Raw genomic sequence first — 21,454 nt, 5'->3', positions numbered from 1 at the left:
ATATTACAGGGAAAGATTAAGGCCGATGGTAAAGGTTCGGGCGAGAGGATAAACCCCATAATCAATTCCGGGAGCGGTTACCGATTCGCCATTCATACTCGTTTCAGGATTATAGCCGATGTATTTTGAAAAAGTGAACAGGTTCTGAACACCAATATTAATACGGGCCGCTTTGATCCTGGCTCTTTTAAGCAGCGCCCCAGGGAATATATAACTTAAAGTAACATTTCTCACCCGCAGATAGGAGGCATCGTAGAGCCAGCGCGAAACGCTGGATTCTGTCAGTCCCGGCGAAAGCGAATTGGCAGGTGTTACTTTGGTATACTCTCCATTGCCAGGATTATCGGGCGATACCCACCGGTTCTGCACTGATTGTGTAAGCTGATTGAGTGACAGACCGTTGGTACCGATGAAGCGTTCTGCCAGGAAGAAGACCTGTCCTCCCTGCACTCCTTGCAGTTGGATATCCAAACCAATCCTTTTATAAGAAAAATGATTGGTGATTCCATAAATAAAATCCGGGTTATTGCTGCCAAGTATAACACGATCGTTAGGAGTGATCTTGCCATCGCCATCGGTATCTGTAAACTTTGTATCCCCCGGTCCGGAACTCGAATTAAATTTCATCTCGGGATGGGCAGTCACCTCAGCCTGGTCCCTGAATATCCCGGCAATGGGGTAGCCATAGAAAGCTCCCAGCTGACCACCAACCTTCGTAATTTGCGAGACCGTATTTTCGCTGGTTACAATAATGGGCTCATTGTTTTTGCCCAGTTGCAGCACCACATTGCGATTGGCAGACCAGTTAAGGCTGGAGGTCCAGGTAAAATTGTTGGTTTTAATATTAGTGGAGCTAAAGTCGATGTCAAAGCCGCGATTCCTTATTTTGCCCACATTACCGAACGTTGTGGTAAAGCCTGTTATCGAGGGTACCGGGATGCTATATAGCAGGTTATCTGTAATTCTGTTATAATAATCCAGCGTAAGATTAAACCGGCCATTTAAAACCGCGAGGTCAACACCCACATCGAACTGCTTATTCTCTTCCCAGGTCAGATCGGGGTTGGTGAAACCGCCGGGAGCATAACCGGTTGCCAGCGTACCATCTCCTGTGCCAAAACTATAATTGTATTTGGCTAACAATGCCTGCCATCTGTAATTACCGATATTAAAGTTGCCGGTAATGCCATAGCTCCCTCTGAACTTCAGTGTGCTAAGCCAGTTCAGCTGCTTAAGAACAGGCTCTTCAGAAGCGACCCAGGCCAGTGATAAGGAGGGGAAGGTAGCCCATTTATTATTTGGCGCAAAACGGCTTGAACCGTCTTTTCTGACCGAAGCGGTTAATAAATATTTGTTTTTAAAGGCATAGTTCAACCTTCCAAGGTAACTCAGCAAACTCCACTGCTCTTTATTAGCGGCTGCTGTAATGATAGAGGCCCCTGTAACATAGTTAACGAGATCATTATCAAACGTTCCGCTTTGCCCGGTTAATGCCGAAGCCTCAGAGTTGTTCTTTTCTGCAGAAAATCCCAGCAGCAAGGTTAGGTCATGCACCTGTTGAAAGGTTTTTTTTAAAGTCAGCGTGTTGGCCCATGCATAACGCATACTTCGATTCTCGTTGTGCGTACTTGCTATATTATTGATATTACCATTAGGAAACTCGGGGGTCATCGCGGCAACACTGCCAATGCTAATTGTGGATGGCCGATAATAATTCTGCCAATAATTTCTAAAATCCCCGCCCAGGCTTGTCCGAAAAGTGATACCGTCGGCAGGTTTAAGTTCGGCAAATATATCACCCGTAATCCTTCCGCTTTCTCTCCTGTTTAAATACTCCGGGTTTTCCAGCACTTGCAGCGGAGAGCTGATTTGGGAATAACCTGTTGATACATAAACAGGATTTCCAAGCACTCCGCCATATAAGCCGCCCGGATACCTGGGTTGAACAGTGGGAGGAAGCGTCAGGGCTTTTAAGATGATGCCCCCATCACCTGAAGTGGGGTGCCCGTCTGTTTGCCTGATATTTTCAGTGGTGTAGTTCGGCGTCAGGTCGGTACCCAATTGCAGTATTTTGCCGATTTTGGTGGCTACGTTAAGCCGGGCTGCATATCTCGCAAAGCCTGTTGCATTTATGATCCCATCCTGTTTATAGTAATTTCCCGATATATAGTACGTTGTAGCCTGGTTCCCTCCCTGTGCCGCAACCTGATAATTCGCCTGGGCTGCGGTCCTGAATATCTCATCCTGCCAGTTTGTATTGGGCAAAAGAGAAGGATCATTGAAAACTGCGGGATAATTATAATTCTGCCCGTTTTTAGTCCGGAAGCCATTGGCGATAGCCGGATCTCCCCCTACCGATGCCCAGTTCGCTGCCTGCCCTTCAATTTCAAAAGCGATATGCTGGTCACGATCCAAAACGTCGATCTTTTTAGATACTTGTTGTACACCGGCCGTTACCGATACATCTACCTTAGTTTGTCCCGTCTTCCCTTTTTTTGTGGTAATGATAATGACACCGTTGCCTCCCCTTGATCCATAAATAGCGGCCGAGGCAGCATCTTTTAAAACGTCAAGTGTTTCAATGTCATTAGGATTAAGTGTATTGATATCGTCGGCGTTTTCAAGGGGCAAGCCATCAATCACATAAAGAGGTGTATTGGCTGCACTGATGGATCCGGTGCCCCTGATTCGTACTACCGGGTTAGCCCCTGGACGGCCTGTGCCATCCTGTACCGAAACGCCGGGTAGCTGTGCTGCCATATCGTCAAGGATGTTTTTGCCGGTTTGATGTTCCAGATCTGCCGAAGTAATCGACGCAACCGAACCAGAGACCAATGCTTTACGTTGTGTACCATAACCAACCACAACTACCTCATTTAATTTACTGCTATTCTTATGGAGCTCAACATTCATTAGCTGCTCAGCTACCACCTCCCGGGTTTGAAAACCTATATAGGAAAACGATAACACCTGACCAACTGCGGCTGTAATGGTGAAGGCACCATTAACGTCTGTCACCGTAGCATTGGTACCGCCTTTAAGCCGGACTGTGACTCCCGGTAAAGGCAGATGATCGTCATCGCCGGTAATAACGCCTGTTACTTGTGTATGTGTCTTTTCGGTAGTAACAGGGCCGGGGCTTACGCTGCTTTTTTTTAAGACGATCAGCTTATCATTAATAACCCACTCAATAAACCTGCCCTGGAACAAGGTGTTCAATACGGATTTAAGGTCAGCCTGTACAAAGCCAACTTTGATCTTTTCCTGATCGTTGATGGTACGGCTGTCATAGAATACGGTATAACCGGTTTGTTTTTTGATACTGTCGAATACATCTCGGAAACTGACATGATCTCCAGATAAAGTAAATTTACCGGGCGATTGCGCATAGCTTTCCGGTATATACAATAGCCCAAAAATCAAATAAAAAACTAAAAATAAAGTTTTCTTCATAATTGGTTCGGTAAGTGGTTAATAATTGCTTTTGCTAATAAGACTAAAAAAAAAGTCGCCTGGGTGAACCATTAAAGCTCTTTATTTATCGGATTTAATTAATCTATCGATTAAGCATGCAGGCCCGTTCATTAAACGCTTGATTATTATTACCCAGATATTAGATAGGTTATTACTGATCATTAAGCCAGTATTTGCTGATGCTTAATTTACAGATGAACCTGAAGCTAATGCGAGATATAAACAGTACTGTCTTTTAAGGTTGCCTTTAAATGCGAGGAGAATTCAATACTGCTCAGAAAAAGTGTTATCGGTTTATCCCGAAATACAATACCCGAAAGTTTAATATCCGCAATATCCGGGCTGGCAAACACGGTTTTTATGGCGTACCACCTGTTCAATAAGGGAGCAATCTCCTTCAACGGCGTATTATTTAAATAAGCTTCGCCGGATAGCCAGCCCAGGTCGCGGTTCTGGTCAAATAATTCATCCTTATAGCCGGAGTTGCTGATTGTCCCCCGGTGTCCTGCCTGCAGATATTTTTCCTGATCAGCGAACTGCAGCAACACCTTTCCGGTTACCAGGGATGTCACCAGCTTATCGCTGTCATAAGCCTGTACGTTGAAAACTGTACCCAGTACTTTAATATTACCGGATGACGTATGGACTATAAAAGGAAATTCTTTATTGCTTGTTACTTTAAAATAAGCTTCGCCAGTCAAAAAAACTTCCCGGCTATCGCCGGTAAAATGATCCGGAAATTTCAGAGCAGACATTGCATTTAAAATAACCTCCGTGCTATCCGGGAGCTTTATTTTGTAAAACTCTTTTACCGGCACCACTAACGTTAACCAGGAAACAGCCTGGGCCGGCATGGCAGTAAAACTCAATTGCTTGTTTTTATTATAAACCCGCATATGGCCTACAGATATGGTTTTTGTGCTATCCGAGAGATTAACCATCGAGCCATTTGCCAATTCAAGCCGAACCTGACCCGTTGACGGCTTTGTAAGCCCATTTGTCTGGTTGTAAAAAAACATAAAATAAGAGGCCAGGCCGCCAATGATCAGGAACGATGCCGCAGCCATCCATACCCTGAACGTATCCGGCTTTTTAAAAGGTTCCGTATGCAGCTTCGATCTTAGTGCGGACCAGCTTTTTCCGGTGTCCAGCGAATGGAGATAGGTACTTCCCGGAGATGAATCGAATTTCGCTTTCAAGGCCAGCCATTCACGCTCGATATCCGGAAACCGGGCAATGGCCTCATTTACCAAATGATCATTTTGTTCGCTGATCGTACCCGCGATCTTCTCCAATAATAAATCTCTTATTTCATCTTTTCCGTAATCCATGATCTTTGCTAAGGCTGAGCGGTCAATAAAGCTGAATGTTATCGAATCTTCCTGAATTTCTCCCTGAGTGTTTTTACAGCAAGCTTCAAATGGGTTTTTAATGAATTAGGCGTTATACCCATTTCGGCGGCAGCTTCTTTATACTTCTTCTCCTGGAGGTAAACCAGGTTAAAAGCATGTAATCTTTGTGCGGGCAGATCATTGATGATCGTTTCCATACCTAAAGCCACTTCACGCCGTTCCAATTTGTCATCGAAGTAGATCACATCGGTATTCAATATATAAGTATCCAGCCGCTTTTTATCTGTTATGCCTTTTGACAGGCGGGTGAGGCATTTATTTCTTAAAGCAGTCCGAAGGTAGGCTTTTAACGATTGATCTATGTGTTTATAGTACTTCTTATCCCACAGATCAATAAAAAGGACCTGAACAATATCATCGGCTTCCATTTCATCGCCCAATAAATGATAGGCTTCGATACTGAGCAGCTTATGGTATTTGTTAAATACTTTCTCAAAAGCGTTCATGTCACCCGCTTTCAACTCTTCCAATAAAGTATTATCGTCGCTCATGAAAATATCGAATGGTCACAATAAGGTTAAATAATGGTAAACAACCGGCTATAAAAGGGATAACTCAAATATATCATATAATTCTATTTTTCCCGCCAGGGCTCAAGCATCGAATTATCCTGATCAAACTGATTTTTGTCTTTTACCGGGGTCAAAATAAAATTGGTTAAAATATAGCCATGCTTGCTGAACGTCAGATCCGCGACTGGCTTAAGCAATGTCCGGGCATAGGATGGATAGCCGGCGTGCGAATAAAATACCTCTTTATAGTTGCGATACAGCTGCTCTTTATCAGCTTTAAATGTTGTTGTATAAACAATATTGCTGTTGGGTTCTGCAGTATATACCGGGTCAGTTTTATCATCAACACAAAGCAGGTTGGGCCCATAAATAATACTGCCTTTAACCTTTGACCGAATAGCCTCAACGTTAATTTGTTCTTTATCCGCTGTGATCACTTTGAATTGATATTTAAAGCCTACCTCAAGTGTATCTGCATTCCCCAGCTTTTGTCCGGGCAATAGCCGCCCGGTACTTACTTTGAAATCAATCGGTTTGCCATTAAGCTTTAAAACCGGATCAACAGCCCATGGGGGTAAACGAAGAACAAACGCATCGCTTGTGTGGTGTTTCCTGCCGATTATTATACGATAAAAATGATGTTCATTCACCGTAGGCCTTTTACTAAGGGAAAGTGTGATACGGTTATCATAAAAGGTTGTTTCCAAATAGAGATTGATCTTGTAGTATTTACCGTTATACTCAACCATATTATGCGCGCGCACATCATAAAGCGCCCGGAGGCCATGCATGGTGCAACACCACCAGGCGGCATGGAGATAATCTGGGCTTGAGCCTGAATTGTTTATCAGATGATGGCCAAAGTCGCCTGTATAATACTGATTAAAATAAAGGCCGTTATACAACGCGAATTCGCCCAGATCAAGATAGCGCTGATCACCCGCCTGCCGGTAAAGATCAAAACTAAGCCGGATAAAATCCGCGGTTGAACACCCCTCATCACGTTCGGTTTTTTCGTGCCCAAAATATTCACGGACGCTTCCAAACTGTGTCAAATCATCTGATTTAATTAACTCCTCATAATTCTTTCGAACAAATTCGAGCTGCTCCTTTTGATGCGTGTGCTGATATAACAGCAAAACACCACGCAGCGTAGTCAGATAGCCATGCGTGTGCTGGTTACCGCGCGGGGGTAAATAAGGATATATTCCGGTTGCGGCAGTTACGTATTTTTCATCGCCAGTGGCTTCGGTTAGCAACACAAGCCCTTCTATGTATTGTGTTAAACATATGATGCCCGTGGCTCCGGCATCCTCAAGCCGTTTCACAACGGCGGGTTTAACACAAGACTTCCATACACTTAGATAAAAATTCCCCAGCTTTTTTGCCGAATTTAACGCGCGCTGATCATGGTAGTATTTATAGTAAGTGAGCAGGCCCACCAATAAACGGCCGTTTCCCCAAAGCAACGCCATTTGAGGGGCACCGATCTGCTCTTCCGAAAAGCTAAGCAGCGGATCTCCATATCGCCCGTCGCTGTGCTGGCAGGCAATGAGCTTACTAACCATCCCCGGCAAATTGAAATTTACCCTGCCTTTATCGGCCATGGCCATTACTTCGATATATCTTCCTGACAAATCGCCGCTGAAATTGTAAAAACGACGTGGGTTATCCTTGTTAATCTTTACATCCGCCAGGACAAAACCTTCTGTGAAAAACGGCTGATAGTTCCTGCCTGTCAGACGATCGATCACCATCGTAACACGTTCGTCAAATTCGCCTTTACCCTGGAGGACAGGCGTTTGAGCTTGTGTGGGGGCATTTAATATCAGCACCACAATGGCACTTATACACGCGAATGAGGCGATTACTTTATTTGAATAAAGCCGGCAGTAAAAAAGCGTCGGCTTGGATCCTTTTGCTGACATTTCTATATTTTTTAATTATTCGGTTAAGATCAGGTTTCCTTGTGATTTACTGTAGAAATAGAAAGTGCCGCTGGTAAGGTTGACCGGCGTAGCATAAAGGCGGTTAGCAGAAAGGCTAAATGTAAAAGACGGATGACTTGCGGCTGCTCCCGAGGTAAGACCAAGGCTGGATATGACGCTTAATACCGGCGATGTTGATGTGCTGCTTTTGTTAACCATTATATAATAAGTGGTTGTATTGGCACTGGAGGAAGCTGAGTTTTTTGCATTGATAACAATGGTTCCGCCATAAGTTGAAGTGTTTGCAGCCGCGTCAAGTACCCCCAATAGGTCTACAGGCGTAGTATTATTTACCGTTGTTATGGTTTTACTCATATTACTTTCGGCTACATAGTTTCCCCAGGATTCATAGTTAGATACTATCCCCGTTTTATAAAACACCTTTAAGTTAGCGATACTATTGTAATTATTTTTCTGAAAATATTGAGTAAAGGCGTTACCGGCTTTAATGATGTAGTGATTGATCAGCGCAAGGTTTTGCGAACCAAAATAATTTGTAAATGTATTAGCATAATTGATGGTATTACCGGTAACATTTACCTGGCCATACGTTGTACTGTCGATCTCGACAACATTACCCGAAAATTTGTTAATGATGTTTCCGCTAACGTTCATCACCAGGTCCGTGATGGTTCCGCTGGCTTTGATCAGACTATAAACACCTTTTTGTCCGCACCATGCAAAATTATTTCCGCTGATGTTCAGGTTTTTGCAATTTTCTACTGCAATACTCTCTTCACCGGATTCGAAAAAGTTATTGTTCGAAACAATCACCCAATCAGCCTGGGTTATGATCTTTAAATGATTAACCTTGTTTGCCCGCTGACTCATGGTAGATGGCATAAATATGGTATTATTCTCATACCGCAGCCCATCAATACCATTGCAATAAACAGCCGTGATCAGCGCGTTATTGGCTACATTGCCGGAGAAACTGCAGTCGCTTGTGGTCAGCCAACTCGACGCAGTGGCACGGTCTACATAAAAGCAATAATTCACATCGTTAAAATAATTAGCATCTATAATCTCTATCATGGCATTGTAGTGCGCGCCGCCAGCTCCCTTCTTTACGTAAATGGATTTGTCGCATCCGTTGAACACGTTCCCGGTAATTTTCAGTTTCCGGCAATTCTTAATCTGTATTGCGTTTCCCGACAAGGTGAAGGTACAATCGGATATGATAGAGTTGTATGTTTTCGCGGTGTCATTTCCTACATTTATAGTACCCAGCAAATTGGCTTTGTTGCCGGCAATGTTAATATTAGTCCTGATCATTGCAACAGAGTCGAACTTGTAAGTCCCCTTATTAAAACTGATAGTTTGATAGGGCGCTGCATTATCGAAGCAGGATTGTATAGCGGGTCCGTCATTTGCTACTCCATCTCCTTTGGCCCCGAACCAATTAACAAAAACAGGCCCTGAAAAGATACGCTTCCAGCGGTTCCCGCTCATATCTACTAAAATAGTGCCCGTGTTATCTGAACTTGTATGGTCAACAGTGTCCTTATACCAGTTCCCGGCCCCATAATCAGTTGTTGCAGCTTGTTTATATGCCGAACCGTTAAGCGCCCTAACCTGGGCAATAGTTCCGGTAAATGTTCCGTCTGTACCGGTTTGACTATAGGATACCTGGCTAAATGCCAGAAACAACAAAAAGAATAAAAATCTCATAACAGGTTTATTGGTAAGTTTTAATTGGATTATACTTAACAGACTAAAAAATTACAACGATGGGTGAAAGCATTTGAAATTAAAATGATTGCGTAATGAGTCACCAGCTTTTAATGTGTATTCATCATATTGCATATCCTAATCCAGGTACGCCTGACCATGCGGTTCCGTGCTGATTAGATCAATGAATTTTGTTCAGAAATGATAATTTCAAATTTGAAATCAACGAGTTATTATGGTCAACCTGTAACGGAATACGCTCTTATTGCCCGATTCCCCCCGGAAGTTTTACGCTAATTCTTTTCAAGTTAGAAGTCTGATATTACCGGATGTTCGTTATATGATGTAATTCTTGTAATATGCTTGTAATACAATTACGGCAAGTTGAGCGCTTTTTTTTCATATTTAATTGAGCAAGCGGATCAACTTGGCCAAATCAAATTTCCATGCAAAAAACTATCCTATGGGCATAATCGAGTAGGAAGTAAGGGAGTGAAATTCTCCCTTACCGTCCGCTCACACCACCGTACGTACCGGTCTGGTATACGGCGGTTTGTCAGAATATAGATAACTGGTGTTTAGTTTTCCAAAAGTATCTGTTCTCGAACCCTGTGTATCCTAAGTTATTAAAGTACAGATTGTTAAGCGTGGTTTGCAGTATGGGGCTGTGGGCTACCCGACAGTATCCCTTACTGCTATTTCCCCACTCATAAGCTTTCCTTTTCTTAACGCCCAGCTTTATTAGCCGCTTCACCCTTGCTTTTGGTAGCTTCCATTGTTTCCATTGGCATATCCGTAAACGGGTTCGTACCAGTTCATCCAACATTCGCATCTGCGATTTTGCCGTGGCTATCCAAAAATAATTTATCCAGCCCATGATGACCGTCTCCAATTCTCTTATCTTTTCGGCTATTGGGTTCGGGTGCTTCCGCTCCGTATGCCGGCGAATCTTACCTTGAATCCGTTTTACCGTCAGATTCGATAGCCGTATCTCCCATTTTCCTTTGCTGCGATAGAAAGAGAAGCCTAAAAGCGTGCTTTTCGCCGGGGCGCTGACTTTCGTCTTTGTCCTGTTCACTTTTAGCTTAAGCTCCTTTTCTACGTACCGGATAATACTGCCTTCTACCCTATGAGCTGATTTCCAGTTCTTAAGGTAGATGCTGCAATCGTCGGCGTACCTCACAAAGCTGTGCCCGCGCCGTATAAGTTCTCTGTCCAGTTCATCTAACATAATGTTGGAAAGTAGAGGGCTAAGCGGTGAACCCTGTGGGGTGCCTTCCAATCGGACGCTTGAAACCCCGCCTTCCATAATACCGCTGCGCAGATAGCTGCCGATCAACGCAAGGATGCGTTTATCTTTTACCTTTCTTGATAGCGATCCCATGAGTTTGTCGTGGTTGACACGGTCGAAGAACTTTTCCAAGTCCAACTCTACTATCCTTGTTTTACCTTCATTGAGGTACTCCTGGGCCTGCATGACCGCCTGACGGGCGTTCTTGCCTGGCCTGAAACCGTAACTTGTTTTGGAAAACTCCGGTTCGTATTGCGGACTTAGCCATTGACTGATGGCTTGTTGAAGGAGCCTGTCGATTACGGTTGGTATGCCTAACATCCGGCGACCGCCTGTGGGCTTGGGGATTTCTACTTTCCGTACCGGGCTTGGTTGATAACTGCCCTCTAAAATACTTGTTTTGAGCGGACGCCAGTGCTCGTTCAGGTAGTCGCGAAGTTCATCGGTCTGCATACCGTCAACCCCACCAGCGCCTTTATTGCTCATTACCTGTTTCAGCGCTTTGCTGATGTTCCTGTAATCAAGTATTTCTTCGAGCATACTTCTTTTAAAAAAAAACATTTGTTTCCGGCTTACAGCCGCCTTGTTCGCATGTCGCACCTCAACTCCTCCTGCACTTTACTTTCGGCTTCCGGCCTATCCTCCTGCAGGCAGTTCGCTTATGGGGTTCCGTTGTTAGCGGTGACGACACAGAGCCATCAGCGTCTTGGCCAATTCTAACATGCAGTCCTTCATCCTTTTGTGAGACCTCTCCGCTTTGCGGAGCTCGTTTCGGAACTAATATGACGTTTGCTGACTTCTGCGCTTTACGAACTCGTCGTTACGCAGACCTCCCAGGGTAAGTGTGTCCGCTTTCCGTTCATGTAGCCTCTGCATTTACGTTATAGTATCCTGTACAGTGTCGGGCTTTTGCTTCTTTTGCAGCATCACCCATACTATCCCGCCTGATATGCAGTTTCTGTTCGTAGGCTCGAACTTTTGCCGCTGGCTTCCTTCAGATTTGTGTTCACACACTTTCTCCTTGCCTTAAGCTAAGACTTCCCACTGTAATGCGTCTTCGGGACTTGCACCCTATAGATGACACACGTGCCTGGCACACAAAAAAGCCCATTTACTTATGTAAATGAGCCTTATAAAAGCGGGGCAATGATGGTACAAATTTCGAACAATTTTATAACCGATCTGCAACGGATTGCGCAAATTTAGTCACCTCTATATAAACATTTTTTTACTGACAACCAATACGTTAACACCTTGTTTTCGCTAAATTTTGTCATAAAATAACTACACCCCGAATATCAGAAAATTAGCGCATCTTGAGTAAGCCTAGTTCAAGTTTTGATCCGTTTTCGGTTGTTTAGGATTCCGAAGGTCAACACAAACAGGCCTAACCACTCTATCAGGCCTATTAAAAACTACTTATCGCTAAATCACATGCTTGCGATTATCAATGGGATTATTTTTTATTAAATATTACTTTACAGTTATCACACATTTGAATAACTTTTTGTGTTCTTGGTCTGACCGCCGGTATCAAATTAATATCTCTAACCGCTGCTCCTGGGTGGGGGATACTGCCGAGCGTAGCCGGTTCGGATTATCATAACCATATATAGAATATTGGCTTACCTATTTACAACAAAATTCCGGATGAAATCAACATCCGGGATTTGCATATGCAATACTTTGCAAAGGAGCCACAAGCCAGAGGCTTGCGGCAGCGGAGGAAAATTAAAATATATAAAAAAACCAGGATGAAATAAATCGCCCTGGCTTGTAAATGCAAAAAAGCATGAGCTTAATTAGCTCATGTCTTCAAAGTATGTTACGATGTGGTAATCAAAACTACTTTCTTTTTTGCAATTCCCGGAAGAAATAAATATCCTGGATTTCCAAAGCAATACTCATAAATAAGGGAGACAAACCAGAGAGCTTATAGAAGCAATCACTTATAGTAGCCAATAACTATTTATTTATTAATATTAATTTCTGGAAATGCGTATACAGACAGGTTGTTGATCACATCAAATCGGTATTTTTTCAAATTCTTTAAGAAGATATTGCTTTCATCTTGGTATGAACGATGACTTACTCCCAGCAACAATACTCCTTTGTGCCCTTTCTTATCCGTGTAAGATTTATAACGGTAAGCATTCCACTCAATAATATCTATATGGTCATCGCTTCCTTCGCTTACAATGAAATCGAGAATATACTCTCCGGTTTGCTGATTTTTTACAACCTGGTAGTTACATATTTTATCCGATTGCTTTCGTTCTAAAAGACCCTTCAATTGTGTACCAACAACCTCCTTAACCGTCAATTCAGTGATCAGAAAATCTATTACCAGCATGTCATTATAATGCTCCGCTTTCTGACCATCGGCCACATACTCCTGTTTATAATAAATATTATTGGGGTGTGTACTCCAGGAAAGCGTGTAATTCAGACCGTTAAATTTCATGCCCGTTGGCATGCTATAATAATTTGTGATATTATTGTTGGACTGACCATCTGCTCGGAAATAACATAATCCAAATAGTAAGCAGCTTATAATGTGATATCGATTCATTTTAATTATTAATATTTTTCTAAATAGTCTTTGGAATAGTTTTCGAAATATTCTTTTGGTATTTCGGCTTTTCTATAGTCCATGCCATTTTTTTTTAGGAAATTGACGATCTGCATTTTTTTTTTGTATTCCACGGACCCTATTTCAAAATGCCAAAATCGCATTGCATCGGTAATATATTTCTCCTGACCATCTGAAGTTTTATAAAGTACTTTTTTGAAGTTCGCTCCTTTATTGATTAAATAAAGAACGATCTCAGGGCGGCGGTAAAGACCGGCGGCTGTAACCGCAAAGCCTAAAGGGCTGGATCCATATTCATTAGTAGTATCGACTTTTGCCCCTGCATCAACTAACATTTTCATAAAGTCCAAGTTGCAATTTTCGGAGGCGATCATTAGAGGGGACCGCCTTGTCTTCTTTGAGCCGTCCTGCATTGCATTTGGATCCCCTCCTTCTTCCAGCAATAGTTTCAAGAAGCGCGGATCCGAACCAGAAGCAGGGGCTTCCAACGCTGTCGCCGCCATTAATGGAGAATCCCCATAGCTAAAGTCTTGTAAATTGGGGTTGGCACCCAACTCAAGAAGAGTTTTGACCGAAGGATAGTTCATATTTAATACCGCAAGCATCAGCAATGTTCTGCCAAACCGCGGTTCCCTAAAATCAATCAGATCTTTTTGGGCATGTATTTCCTTTCTTATTTTAATCGTGTCACCGTCTTCGACAGCCTTGGCTAGGTCCCAGGCAGGTGTTTCTTGAAAAAGGCGATAATCCACTCCCAACAATTTACTTTTATCCACCGACGAATCACGACTTGTACATCCTGTGACAAGCAAAATCCCTACTAAAATATATGCAATCATTTTTTTATTCATATTTCCAATAATGCATAAAATTGTCTATAAAATTCTGAATGCTGTGACCATTATAATAGCCGCTCAATGTTACAGGCGTAAAATACGTTCTCTTTCCCTGAGCCTGCCTCAATAAGGGTTGAACGAATTGAAGGTAGTTAAGCGGATCAGTCCACATGATGAATGCATTGACATGAGATTTCCAATCAAATTTTAATGCTTGGCGCCCACCAAACTTTAATATTGTAGCGAGTGACAACCCAGCGGCATTATAGGTTGTTGCATGCAGACCTGTTACCATCGCATTAAGTGCTGCCATTCCGCCTCCAAGAGAATGCCCGGTAAAACTCAACTTATTCCCCAGCTTTTTTTGCAATGCCAGTGCATTATCGACTGATTCTTTATATTGTTTGGACATAGCAATCTCCTGCGCTCCATTGTTGGACCAATCTTTCCAGCTCGTCATGTCTGTACCGGCTGTGGCATAAACATATTTGCCGTCTAAATCCTTATATAACGTCGATTTAAAACCCGTATTTTCGTCTTCGAATTTCATATCGGGAAATTCCTCATTTGCGACAAAGAAAGTGCCGAATCCCGATACTCCTATTTTACTTGAACTATAAACGTCTCTTGAAAGCAATGCATTATTATAAAAGCTATGATCTTCGCGAGGGTCTGCTTCATTTGTGCTAAAGCCAAACTGATCATCCAGCCATTGGCTTCTGCTATTCTGCGATTCCCGCATTCTTGCCCAATCAATCAATCCTTGAGCACCTTCAACAGCCATCCCATCAGGATCAATATTTCTGACAGGGTTATTTGCTGCATAGTTATAAGGTGACCATCTCCTCCCTTTCTCAGCCAACGGATCTACGCTTCCCCACCTTCCAATCACCGGGTCGTAAAACCTGGCACCATAGTCATATTGGCTTGTCAAATCCGTTTGGACTTCCTTTCCATTATAAAGATAACGGTTATTGTTTGAAAGATCATACCCCCCTGTATTTCTTAGACCAAAGGAGTAATATTCATCCTCCTGTATTCTCCTGGCAGCTCCAGTGCTAGGATTCTTATCAAATGATAACCTTACATTCCCCAGGTGGTCCGTCAAATTGTATTCGTAACTCCATGTGGTTCCGTTGGGTACCGCACGCCCTTCTTCTGTTTGAATAAACTGGATTGTACCGTTGGCTGCTGTACTGCCTTGGTAAACTATGCCGTTAATATAGGTCCAGTAACCATTACTACTCCGGTTGCCGATCTTAGTACCAGTAGCATCATATACATAGCTTGTCAACTGCGCGCCGCTTTGAGTAACCGTTTGCGGCAGATTAAACAGGTTATAGCTTATTTGTTTGGTTTCACCGTCGCTCGTGGCATTACCATTCGCATCATAGCTATAGCTCCTAAAGGTATTTCCGGCGTTTTTAACAATCTGCAATTGGTTACTTTTGTCGCTATTGTAATAGTTATAGGCAAGAGAGGCGGGCAAATTCCCTGTACGGATAAGGGTTTTGATGTTCCCCATTATGTCATAAGTCACCTGTTCTCCTAATGTGCTACTGCCAGTAGTAGTAGCATTGGTTAATCTGTTCAACTGATCATAACTATAATTAAAGGCGACATTTGCGGCACCAGTTTTGGTATAAACCATTTCAGCAATATTGCCGTTGTAAAATTTACTGTAGGTATTATCCGTGGGCTGATTATAGTATAAATCGAAATTAAAGAGATTACCGTCAGTTTTTGCAGATCGAAGCCAACCTCGTTCATTATAATTGTAGCTGACAGACTGCAAAAATGAACTTCCATTATTTTCACTGTGCAGACGTTTTGCTTTTAACTGCCCAACCTCGTTATAGGCATTTTGGCTCAACACAATATTTGCACCATCATTTATCTGCTCCTTAGTTTGGGTTTTACGGCCCACGTGATCGTACGCATAATTGTTTACTACCGTTATTCCTTTCACTTTATCTGTGTTGTTTGCATTTTTAGTATAATGCTCCCGCTTGCTATCCGTCACCTCATTAGTTATGTCATTATAGGTACTACTTAGCTCATCATAATTATAAGCACTTTGTACACCGCCGAAATAATGCTGCTGGAAAGCTTTGACTACCCGGCCTTTATTATCATAGTACTGTACTTTCCAAAGCATGTCCGTACTGCCTAATATATTGGTTAGTGAACCGGTAGGCAATCCCTTCGTCTTGTTACTGCCAGAGCTGTAAGGGTATGGGTTTGTTCCCGCAAATCCATACGTATCATAATAACTAACGGATAATACCTGGCTAATGGAGGCCGGAAAACAGGTATTACTATAGCCGTAATTGGAGGCGCTTCCGGTGTATGTTTCCGCAATGCTGAATGCTGCATTTTCAGCCTGGCCTTTTACATCAGCATAATAATTCTGATTGGCAGTCGCTCCATATTTATAAATTCCGGTTGTTACAATGCGCCCCTGAGCATCATATCGGGTTACAGTCCATTCCTGGGGAGCTTTACCACGCTGTACTGAATCCTGGGTGGCAACTAGCTGATCTTGTTTATTATATACTATAAACTCCCAGCCCTTGCCCGGTTTCCTCTTTTTGATAAGACGGTTACGTTCATCATAACGGTATTGGTAGCACAAATTGTCCAGCGTCGTTTGATCAGGGGTGATATTGTCTGCCTGACTCAAAGGTGGCAGCACAAAGGCCAGATTACCCAAATCGTCATAAACGTAATAGGTAGATAGCTGCTGTAAGGTCCCTCCTGTAAAATTATATGTGCGTTTAAGTACGGTATGGCCTTCAATATCTCTGTATTCCTCGATAGTTCCTCCGCGTCCGCTTTTCCAATTCTCATCCTTGTTAATTGTTACGAATAACTGCCCTGATTGGTAATAATTGCCCCCGGCAAGTGTCCGGCTTTGATCGTTGTTGACCATGGCGCTATATAATACCGCCGACATGCTTGTAGCCGTATCAGTACCACTGAAAGCATTATTATTGTTGTAAGTGTAAACCGCTTTCAAAGTATGCCCCGCGCCTGGCTGCCAATCATGGCCGGGTGCGCCTTTTTCGATAATACGATTAAATGGTGATTGTTCAAAATTAAATACACTGTTAGGTACAGGATTATAAACAATAGCATTACCCTGTTGAGCTCCTGACGCTGCTGAACTGCCCGCAGGATAATAAAAATTTCCTAATTCTGAACTGATAGCTGCTGTCTTGTAGCTACCATCAGCCGTCGGCGACGCATAAGGCAAATATTTTATAGCTTCCCTCCCATAGGCGTCATAAGCAAAAGGTTGGACTATATCTTTATCTAAAGGCGAGCCTTTTAGTTGAATAGTTTGCGATGGCCTGCCCAGCCCGTCAAAATATTGAATGGTTTGCATCAGATCGCAGGTAGTGCGATTGGCAAAATCACCTGTATTAATACCTGTTCCGGCATTAATAAATCCTCCATTACGGGGCACTGAGGTTATGATGTAGTTTTGACCGGTACTTGGCGCAATATTTTGAGGCACACAATCGGGGTTCACAATATACAGGTTCAAGCTACTGCCAGCCGCTGCCGTAAAGCTGAAGGTTGGGTTCAATATAATGCTGCTGTTACTATAATAAGAACCCGCGACAGGTGTTCCAGTCATAGGCGCTGTTACATATGTTTGCGCCTTAAGTGATAAAACTGATAGCGCGAGGCCAAAAGCGAATATCACCCTTTTTAAGGCTCTTTTATATCGTATCATTATTAAAGTTTTAAAAGTGATAGGTTGATCATAGATTCCTTTTCTTGCAATCAATACGTTTTTCATTATTGACTTTACTGCTATTTTAATGGGGGTAGTTGTTATACAGCATCAGGTTGTATGACTGCCCGGAGACGAGATTAATCGTGTCTGCTGTATTTAAAAAAATTGTAGGTGTTCCGCTCCCGTTATCAAAACGGTATGTCAAAACGGCTCCCGGAAAGTTGCTTTCCTGCCTTAAACTTACCTGGTATTGCCCCGCTTGAACGGTAAATGTTATAGTATGGGTAGCGTTATTATTGCTGTCTCGGGGGAATGTTTTGCTAAAGACAACCGACCCGTTTTGTATTAAGTCAAGGTGTACATAACCCGGATCCGGCAGATCAGACGGAGACCAGTTTGTCATAGATATATTCGCTAAATTAGCAGGTGAAACAGAAACACTTAAGGAATCCAGTACGCTGCCTCCACGGGCGAGGTTATTTGCTCCGAAGGCATCATATGTTGTGTATTTCCCCCCCGGCGATATTAAATTGTAGAGTTTATTAGTGGTAAGCGAAGCTGCTGTGCCATCATATAAGGTGCCGTAGTAGGTTTCCATCATAGGATAATTGGCGTACAATGCGGTACTGGCCCATGATGAGGATGAGTTAAGCATTTTATAATCTAGTTTTCTTATGATATTATTGCTTTGATCCCGGACGAGCCTTAAACGACCAAATGGATCGTACTCATAGTAACTGATTACCCCGGCAGGGTCGGTCTGGCTTGATATACCTGTCAGGGGTTTATGAGTAAAGGAGTTTATGAGCGTATTGGGCAAGCTTGTTCTAAGCGAATTCATAGTATTCCTCAATTGGGTTTCATCGGTAGTACTTAACAGGGTGCTTATGCTAACACTGGTAGCATTTACAGCGTTAACGACATTGGCATAAGTGGTTCCTTTAACTTCAGCAATCGGATATTTACTACTATAACCCCATAAATAAGATATCGGTTGCTTATCTATACCTGTAACTTGTAAGATATTAGCGTACAGATCATATTTGTCATAAGTGGCCACGGTATACAATGCATTGCCCCCTTCAGACTTTTCTGTGATAAGCGGCCCTATAAAGGTCGGCCCCGACGGGATGGCTATTGAACCATAATTTGTTTTGGTCCGCGATATCTCTTTGTTTAAGGTCGTATTGGATAAAATTTCTTCTATTGGCAGACTAATCATATTATTTGTCGTCATCTGAACGTATACCGGATCAACAAAATCGTAAGCATATTTGATCGATTTGGATAACTGCTGGCCTTTGCTATTGGTAGTTACGATCCCCGATGGCTGCATATGCCCGTTCCCATCGTAGCTATATTGAGTAACCACAGAAGTACTATCCGAGTTTCTATACCACTTTTCCGTTTCTGTAGACAGCAGGAGTCTGCCAACTTGTATTCCGTACTGGCCGGTTATAAATTCGCTGTTCGAATAATAGTTAGTATATCCGCTGTGATAAAAATCACTAGGAGTTCCCTGATAATTCCCTCCCAAAACCTGGTAAATTACATTAAAATAAGAGTAAGCAACCCTGATCTGATCACGGCTATATTTTGTAAATGTATATTCTTTGCTATGCAGCGGAAGGTACTTTCCATTTTCATATTTATAATCTTTTATATACTTTAATTCACCCATTAACCCGTCGGTTTGCAGCACATCGATATTGGTACCTATAACTTTACTTTGGGGGCCATAGGTATAAGGCGAAAAAGCATCCGGTTTATAAAAAACAGATACCTTTTTACCTGTTTTTATACCCAGGTCGCTATTGTATTCTGTTACTTTAGTATAATATATGGGGGCTCCTGTTGAATAAGTATTGTCTAAAGAAGATGCGGGAAGATAAGTGGTTTTCTTTTCCGAAAATCGCAAGGTCATACAATCGATACTAGTGCAATCTATGGGTACCGGCGCAAAATCCTGTCCCAAATTTGCAGAACCAGGACCTGAGAGGTAAGAGATTGTCTGGCTGTATGAATATGGATCATATTCAAATTTTGAATCAATAAAGTTCCGGCTCGGTAAGTTTAACAGTAGGCCAATGCCGTCTTCATAATCACCATAAGTATAATATTTTTGACTAACAGGTAAATCAGACTTCCCGTCGTAGTAATTTATTGACCTGACACGAAGGCCACCTCCCATCCTAACCACCTGAGCGGGCGTTGTTAACTGTTTATATTTATTGGATTCAAAATCAAAATCGACAAAACCACCGGTTGGATAAACTATCCGTTTTAATATCCCGTGCTGCGCTCCTGAAAGCGACGGCTTCTCAGTATTTGTAATGTTACCTATTTTAAACGTTACGTTATCTACAGAATTAGTACAGCCCCCATAAATATCTTTTTGAAACCTTTGTACAATTTGCTGGTTCGGAACAGTTGTTGCAGCGCCGGGTAGCCAGATCGTGTGGTCGCAGGAGTTACAGAAATTTGCAGGATCCGCTGCTGCGGAATTATCGATAGTGTAATCATTAGGATATCCCCAGGCATCCTTACCCGATAAGTGATTACCGAAACAGTATTTATCTTTATATTGTAAGTTATAACGTTCAAAAATAGCCCCGTTGCTTTTTACCTGAATAGAATCCAGATAGTAAGTGCCGGTAAAACTATCACCGTTCACAGTTCTTGCTCCGTTAATGCTAACCGGCAAAGCGTTTGACTGAAAAAAAGAGAAAGATCTTATTTCCGAATTTCCATCGTTTATGCTAATTGAATATAGTTGATCAGCACCTGAAAAAGTAACATTGCCACCCCTGAATGAGATTGCGGATAGCGCCAGGCCTGCGGCGGTTGAAGTTGAAGCTATATTACCCTGATTAACAGTAAATGTTCTATCCAGCACCTGGTTTTGGGCGTCCAGGTCGGGCAAATGAAATAACGCTTGCACAGGCCGGTATCCAAAATACTCGGTATACCTGGGAGATGACAGCCGATAAGATGGGTATTGTGTAGTTAAAGCTTCATAAGTTGCTATCGAAGGGCTTACCTGACCAGCGCGAATATATTGTGTATCAAATCCATTACCTCTCAAAGAACAAGGGTTTTCATTGTTGATATACTCTATCCGGTCCTGGGCGATAACATTCCTCAATGCCGACTTACTTTGGTAGGTAAATGAAATAACCTCCGTATTAGTAGGGTTTGCGATCTGGGTACATTTCCAGGCGGTAACATTATTATCAGCAGCAGTTGAATATTCCCTCGCCGCTGAACCGCCAAAAGTATAGCTTGTTCCGTCTGTATCAATAATAATAAAACCGCCGTTGGTACTGTCATAGCTTATTTTTAAATTGTCGAAAGGTACCGGCACTATCGTATATCCGCTTCCAGATTGATCTTTTTGAAAATAAAACGATCCTGACTTGTTGAGTAATCTGTAATTAAACTTATCAGGCATACCATCTACAAGACCAGCGGCTAAGTCGTAGGCGCTACGACTGCCATCATTTAAAGGATAAGCGATTGAAGGATCACCTGCATAATTGGGACTTGGCCCAATTTTCATTTTTGTATTGGCTATATAACCAACGCCACCGGTTGATGTACCCAGAATGTCATCAAGTCCATTTATGGCCCTTGTAATTTGCAGATCGCAGCTTAGGGACCAGCCCAAACCAACGTTTGTAGAGCGTTCATTGATTTTAAAACCTCCGGAGTGATAGTTCAGTGTTATTGGCAATGTTAAACCGCCACTTTCTATTTTATAAAGCGGAATAGAAATATCTGGAATACCCGTGTTTAAATTAACAGGATAGTTAACCATTTTCGCTAATGCGGATGCTTCAGGAGATACCGGCGTGACTTTGGGATTTTGTGCAGAAGCTCGATAACCGGCAAACAGCATTGCAAGGATCAAATAACTTTTTTTCATGATAAGG

At 42.6% G+C, this 21,454-nt stretch carries 10 protein-coding genes; all 10 read right to left on the bottom strand.

Translation table 11 applies throughout. The features are described 5' to 3' along the window. Window positions 1–3: 3 nt before the first annotated feature. A complete protein-coding gene (locus MusilaSJ_RS25700; protein WP_274987611.1) occupies window positions 4–3,453 on the bottom strand; it encodes a SusC/RagA family TonB-linked outer membrane protein in 3,450 nt (1,149 codons plus the stop codon). Window positions 3,454–3,680: 227 nt separating this feature from the next. After that, complete coding sequence (locus tag MusilaSJ_RS25695; RefSeq protein WP_274987610.1) at window positions 3,681–4,805, bottom strand: FecR family protein; 1,125 nt, start codon at window positions 4,803–4,805, stop codon at window positions 3,681–3,683. A 38-nt stretch (window positions 4,806–4,843) separates the two neighbouring features. After that, window positions 4,844–5,377: an RNA polymerase sigma factor gene (locus MusilaSJ_RS25690; protein ID WP_274987609.1), complete on the bottom strand. Its 534-nt coding sequence runs from the start codon at window positions 5,375–5,377 to the stop codon at window positions 4,844–4,846. 83 nt (window positions 5,378–5,460) lie between these two features. Beyond that, entirely contained in the window at window positions 5,461–7,326 is a 1,866-nt protein-coding gene (locus MusilaSJ_RS25685; protein ID WP_274987608.1) for a glycoside hydrolase family protein, read from the bottom strand. A gap of 15 nt (window positions 7,327–7,341) precedes the next feature. Then, window positions 7,342–9,057: a putative phage tail protein gene (locus MusilaSJ_RS25680; RefSeq protein ID WP_274987607.1), complete on the bottom strand. Its 1,716-nt coding sequence runs from the start codon at window positions 9,055–9,057 to the stop codon at window positions 7,342–7,344. A gap of 556 nt (window positions 9,058–9,613) precedes the next feature. Then, on the bottom strand, window positions 9,614–10,888 hold the full coding sequence (gene ltrA / locus MusilaSJ_RS25675) for a group II intron reverse transcriptase/maturase (protein ID WP_274985539.1): 1,275 nt from the start codon (window positions 10,886–10,888) through the stop codon (window positions 9,614–9,616). A 1,429-nt stretch (window positions 10,889–12,317) separates the two neighbouring features. Further along, on the bottom strand, window positions 12,318–12,812 hold the full coding sequence (locus MusilaSJ_RS25670; protein ID WP_274987606.1) for an HI_0983 family protein: 495 nt from the start codon (window positions 12,810–12,812) through the stop codon (window positions 12,318–12,320). A 116-nt stretch (window positions 12,813–12,928) separates the two neighbouring features. Beyond that, complete coding sequence (locus MusilaSJ_RS25665; RefSeq protein ID WP_274987605.1) at window positions 12,929–13,780, bottom strand: ankyrin repeat domain-containing protein; 852 nt, start codon at window positions 13,778–13,780, stop codon at window positions 12,929–12,931. A gap of 4 nt (window positions 13,781–13,784) precedes the next feature. Continuing rightward, a complete protein-coding gene (locus MusilaSJ_RS25660; protein WP_274987604.1) occupies window positions 13,785–17,519 on the bottom strand; it encodes a DUF6443 domain-containing protein in 3,735 nt (1,244 codons plus the stop codon). Between the two features lie 85 nt (window positions 17,520–17,604). After that, on the bottom strand, window positions 17,605–21,447 hold the full coding sequence (locus tag MusilaSJ_RS25655; protein WP_274987603.1) for a hypothetical protein: 3,843 nt from the start codon (window positions 21,445–21,447) through the stop codon (window positions 17,605–17,607). Window positions 21,448–21,454 lie beyond the last annotated feature (7 nt).

It is taken from the genome of Mucilaginibacter sp. SJ (genome assembly GCF_028993635.1).
Taxonomy (GTDB): domain Bacteria; phylum Bacteroidota; class Bacteroidia; order Sphingobacteriales; family Sphingobacteriaceae; genus Mucilaginibacter.
This window is presented reverse-complemented; position numbering and strand designations above follow the sequence as displayed.

What these genes read in the sequence shown, in the direction of transcription:
- MusilaSJ_RS25655 (WP_274987603.1), bottom strand. Translation starts at nt 21,447, where the DNA reads ATGAAAAAAAGTTATTTGATCCTTGCAATGCTGTTTGCCGGTTATCGA.
- MusilaSJ_RS25665 (WP_274987605.1), bottom strand. Translation starts at nt 13,780, where the DNA reads ATGATTGCATATATTTTAGTAGGGATTTTGCTTGTCACAGGATGTACA.
- MusilaSJ_RS25695 (WP_274987610.1), bottom strand. Translation starts at nt 4,805, where the DNA reads ATGGATTACGGAAAAGATGAAATAAGAGATTTATTATTGGAGAAGATC.
- MusilaSJ_RS25700 (WP_274987611.1), bottom strand. Translation starts at nt 3,453, where the DNA reads ATGAAGAAAACTTTATTTTTAGTTTTTTATTTGATTTTTGGGCTATTG.
- MusilaSJ_RS25680 (WP_274987607.1), bottom strand. Translation starts at nt 9,057, where the DNA reads ATGAGATTTTTATTCTTTTTGTTGTTTCTGGCATTTAGCCAGGTATCC.
- MusilaSJ_RS25670 (WP_274987606.1), bottom strand. Translation starts at nt 12,812, where the DNA reads ATGAAATTTAACGGTCTGAATTACACGCTTTCCTGGAGTACACACCCC.
- MusilaSJ_RS25690 (WP_274987609.1), bottom strand. Translation starts at nt 5,377, where the DNA reads ATGAGCGACGATAATACTTTATTGGAAGAGTTGAAAGCGGGTGACATG.
- ltrA (WP_274985539.1), bottom strand. Translation starts at nt 10,888, where the DNA reads ATGCTCGAAGAAATACTTGATTACAGGAACATCAGCAAAGCGCTGAAA.
- MusilaSJ_RS25660 (WP_274987604.1), bottom strand. Translation starts at nt 17,519, where the DNA reads ATGATACGATATAAAAGAGCCTTAAAAAGGGTGATATTCGCTTTTGGC.
- MusilaSJ_RS25685 (WP_274987608.1), bottom strand. Translation starts at nt 7,326, where the DNA reads ATGTCAGCAAAAGGATCCAAGCCGACGCTTTTTTACTGCCGGCTTTAT.